The 4,464-nt window shown below is 32.4% G+C and carries 3 protein-coding genes; 1 reads left to right on the forward strand and 2 read right to left on the reverse strand.

The features are described from left to right. Positions 1 to 475 precede the first annotated feature (475 nt). On the forward strand, positions 476 to 1,294 hold the full coding sequence (locus ACH499_RS34515) for a replication initiation protein (RefSeq protein ID WP_350623823.1): 819 nt from the start codon (positions 476 to 478) through the stop codon (positions 1,292 to 1,294). 334 nt (positions 1,295 to 1,628) lie between these two features. Here the strand turns inward: ACH499_RS34515 and ACH499_RS34520 are convergent, their stop codons facing one another. Further along, positions 1,629 to 2,051 carry a hypothetical protein gene (locus ACH499_RS34520; RefSeq protein ID WP_350623821.1) on the reverse strand — a complete coding sequence of 141 codons (423 nt, stop codon included), beginning with the start codon at positions 2,049 to 2,051 and terminating at the stop codon, positions 1,629 to 1,631. Positions 2,052 to 2,256: 205 nt separating this feature from the next. Next, positions 2,257 to 4,143 (reverse strand): MobQ family relaxase, encoded by a 1,887-nt coding sequence (mobQ, locus tag ACH499_RS34525; protein WP_350623818.1) that lies wholly within the window; start codon positions 4,141 to 4,143, stop codon positions 2,257 to 2,259. Positions 4,144 to 4,464 lie beyond the last annotated feature (321 nt).

Consider the following 4,464-nt stretch of genomic DNA (forward strand, 5'->3'; position numbering starts at 1 on the left):
TAATATTATTGCAACTAAACAAAACCATAAAGAAAATACAGTCAAATAAGCAGAGATCAGAGCAACAAAACCTATTAAAATAGCTTTTACTTCCTCCTGCACAATATATACCTCCCTAAACATTCTTTGTTTTTCCATTTTTTATTATATATGTTATTAATTTGAAGAAATATTCGGATTGATATAAAAAATTAAGGGACATAATTTTAACTTTTAATAATATAGTTATTTTTTAAAGATTTTTAAAACCTTTTTACTTATTTATAGGAGCTTGAAACCCTTGGGGCTGTAAGTCTCAAAAATTTAAAAGTGAGTTTTGGTGCACTTAAAGTGAGTTTTGGTGCACTTAAAAGTGAGTTTTGGTGCACTTAAAGTGAGTTTTGGTGCACTTAAAGTGAGTTTTTTAGAAAAACTTGTTTTTTAACTCACTTTTAAATATGATAGTTATATCAAGAGTTATGAAAGGAATAAAGAAATGGCAAGGAGATTAGAAAAATTATCTGATAGAGTACCAAAATTAAAAGAAATGGAAACACGTAATTTCCCCGTTGTTAAATCTAATCATCTAATTCAAAAAACTCGTTTTGATTTAACATTGGTTGAACAAAAATTGATATTGCACGTAATCCAAATGATTGAGCCAAAAGATGATGATTTTAAAACGTATCGTTTTTCAATTAAGGATTACTGTAAAATTTGCCAAATCAGCGATAGAAGTGGGAAAAACTATTCGATTATTAAAAGTTCCCTGAAAAAGATAAGCGACAAAAGTTTTTGGATGGAACAAGAAGATGGTACGGAAGTGTTAATGAGGTGGATCGACAAAGTAGTTATAGACCATAAGAAAGACATAATTGATATTAAATTGGATAAAGATTTAAAGCCTCATTTGTTGCAGTTGAAGCAATTTTTCACTAAATATAATTACTTATATGTAATGACTATGAAAAGCCAATATAGTATTAGGCTCTATGAAATATTAAAGTCTTACGAAAATGTCCAAGGGATTATTTATGAAGTGGATGAATTAAGGAAAGTCCTAAATCTAGATGATGATACATTACCTAGATGGGTTGATTTCAAGCGTTTTGTGATAGAACAAGCTATTAAAGAAATCAATAAATTAACTGACATTACGATTACATACGATACGATTAAAAAGGGAAGAAGTGTTTTCGAAGTTGTATTTAATATTAAATCCAAGTCTGAAACACAAAAAATTATATCTCAAAGATTAATTGAAAGAACATTAGATAAGAAAAATAAAGATAATGATGATGATACTCCTTACTAATAGCATTGAGAACGTTTTAAAGGGGTTATATTGAGCCCTTTTTTAAAATAACGCATTTAAAGGTGTTAAATGGATAACGGCCTTCTACGGGCTTTGTATACACTTTAAAGGGGGAGTTGATAGTTATGGAATTTGATGATTCAAAAAAAATCATAAATGGGGAATTTGATATGAACCGCACTTGGTATGTAGGATTTGAATACAAAAGGGATTACGCAAAAAAGCCTTTGTCTGGGGAGGAAAATGAAAAACTAGTGGATGATCTAATCCAGGTCTTTGCAAAGTATGAAATGCAGTGGAAAATGAAATAAAAGGCTACCCAAAGGCAACCTTTTTATCGTTTTATTAAAGGTTCGGATTTAAAAAGAACTTTTTTTGTTTCAGCATCAACAATTATATTTTTTATATCTTTACCATTTTCAGATACTGTTAAATAAACATATACTTGTCTATTAGGATGAAAACCATCACCTGAAACTCGATTTTCACCAATAAACTCATCTACTTTTGACAACACCTTGTTCACATCTTTAAAAGAGACTTTTTCTCTAATGTTAATTTTAGCGTTCTTGTATTCAGTATATTGTTTTTGGTCTATTGAGCTATAAAAAGAATTTGGACTAGCAAACTTTTCACTAGAGTTATCAGGATATTTGCTCCATGATTCTTTTGCTGGTTCCTTAGCTTGAATTGAATTTGTGCTTATTCCCATTACTAAAACAACTAATAATATCATTGCAGTAATCATTTTCTTCATTTTGTATTCAACTCCTTTTTTGTATTATTTGATTGATTATCTGTTTTTATAAACAAATCTCTATAAGAAATAAAAAATGACCTCCCTACGGCTTGGCGCTGTTTGGAGGTCATTTCACTGATCTATAAAATATAGAGCCAATTCTTAAAAGAGTAGGCTAGCTACAGATGCTGTCACATCTGTAGCTTTTTTGAATATAGCATGATTACCTTTCTAACCCAATGTTTTGCCCTTTTAAGCGTTGCTTTGGTTTTTGCTTAGCATTTACTTTGTGTTCCTGCTTTTGGGCTTGTTCTACCCCTTCTAGGATGGCTGAAAGAAAGTCATTGCTTTGGCTTAGGCTTTGCGTTTCTTGTTGAACTTTTTCAAGTGCTGGAGCAACTTTCTCTATTTCTCTTTTATGTTGTTCCAAATGCTCCCGATCTTCATAACCGATGGTTCGAATAGCTTGAGTTAACTGTTCTCGTTTTTGTAAATCTTTCTGATAAGCTTGTTGTTCTTCCTTGGAAAACAGAATTTTTCCTTTTAAGTAAGGATTCGATTCGATTCGTTCAATTCGTTTTTCTAGTTCAGTAAGATGATTAAAATAACTTTCTGCATTTTGAGCATTCCGAACAGCCAGATTATAGTTTTGAATACCTTCTCGATTTAATTCAATTTTATGCTGTCTTTGTTCTAAAGTATGTTTTATGTTGTCGAGCGATATAGTTTTTCCTTGTTTCTCATTTAGTCGGTTCAATTTAGATGCTGTCTTGTAATCCAAATATTGTCCTGCTGTTTTCAATTCAGGATATTGGATAGCTACTTTACGAATTAGCTTTTGCTTTAGTATTTCTTCTGTCTGGTTTAGTATTTGTTTTTGGTCTACAGATTTTAAGATGCTCCCGTTTAAAGTTCGAGTAGACGTATCAATTTGTTTACTTAATTGCTTTTTAGCTAACTGGATCTCTTCACGTGCAGATAAACCAGCTTCTTTTAAACATGTATTTAAGTGGTCATGCTGGCTGATGATTTTATCTTGTAAAGTGTTGATACTAGCACGCAAATTTTCTTTTTCCTTACGTTGGAAAAATCCTACTTTATCAAGTTTTCCCTTTAATTCTTCTAATGTTTTTTCATAATGAGAAAGCTGTTTTTCTGCTTGTTCTGCAATAGAAACTATGTGATTTTTTGTCTTTAAAGATTCTAGTGCTTTTCTTTGTTGTTCGGTCTGTACTTCTAATGATTTTCTATAGTTGGCAATTGTTGCTACCGTTGGAATTTCGCCAATAATTTGTTTGGCTGCCTCCACATTTTTTTGTTCTTCAGTAGTTAATTCTACAGACTTCTTTTGCTCCTGTTGTTTTAACTCTGCTTCTATTTGTTGCTTCTCTTGGCGGTATCTTTGTAAGTCATAAACAATAGCATTATGCTTTTGTACTTCACGATTAATATTACCTCGCTCAGTTTTCATCCCCTTTTTCTCCATATCAGAAGCGACATGCCCCATATGAACCGTAGGTAAGATTTCAAGTCCACGTTCAGCGTGAGATTTATGTGTAATTCGTTCTTTGATGTTTGATTGTTCTAATGCTTTATTTGCGTATTCTGACCATTGTTCTCTCCACTGCTCCAGCAGTTCTTTTTTGTTCCAATCACGATTCTTTGTAGTAAAGCCTTCTTCTGAAATTTCTCGTGTTGTTAACATTATGTGAGCGTGAGGATTGTTGGAGTCATCTCTATGAATAGCGATATCAGCAACCATGCCTTTATCTACAAATTGGTCTTGGATGTAGCCTTTGATTAATTCAGTTTGTTGTTGATTGGAAAGTTCTTTAGGTAAAGCAATATTTATTTCTCTGGCTAATTGAGAGTTCTTTCTTTTCTCAGAACGTTCAATTTCATTCCAAAGAATCTCACGATTTTTAACCCAAACAGGGGAATTTTCAGGAGCAAGAATATGGGTTTCCGGCTTCACTTCTCTTTTGTAAAATTTACTTTCATTAGTTTGTTCATCAACTAAACGCTGACCAGAACGATAGGCAGCTGACGCAATTGCTGATTGTCCTTTTCCTCTGGAAATCATTTGTGCTGAGAAGTGATAGATTGCCATATGCTTGAACCTCCTTTTCAAAAGATTTTGTAGTAGCCGTAATAAAAATGATCGTACCGTAAGGTGGGAGAATTTTTATTATGGAATCGTAAGAAATTAATTAGACGAAATGGCATTTTGCCAATGAGAAATAATTAATCTCTTACGATGAGTTTTTGTATTCGTCACAAGACGGATACTCATTCGCACATCAGCGAATGAAGGATTTTAATTTTTATATTCGCAACAAGCGAATATGCTCTTTGTTTGCAACGCAAACCGCACACAAACGAAGTTTGTATAAGTGCGCCCTTCTTCACTTTGTTCATTGGGGTGATTATA

This window comes from Streptomyces sp. NPDC018947 (assembly GCF_044390505.1).
Lineage (GTDB): Bacteria > Actinomycetota > Actinomycetes > Streptomycetales > Streptomycetaceae > Streptomyces.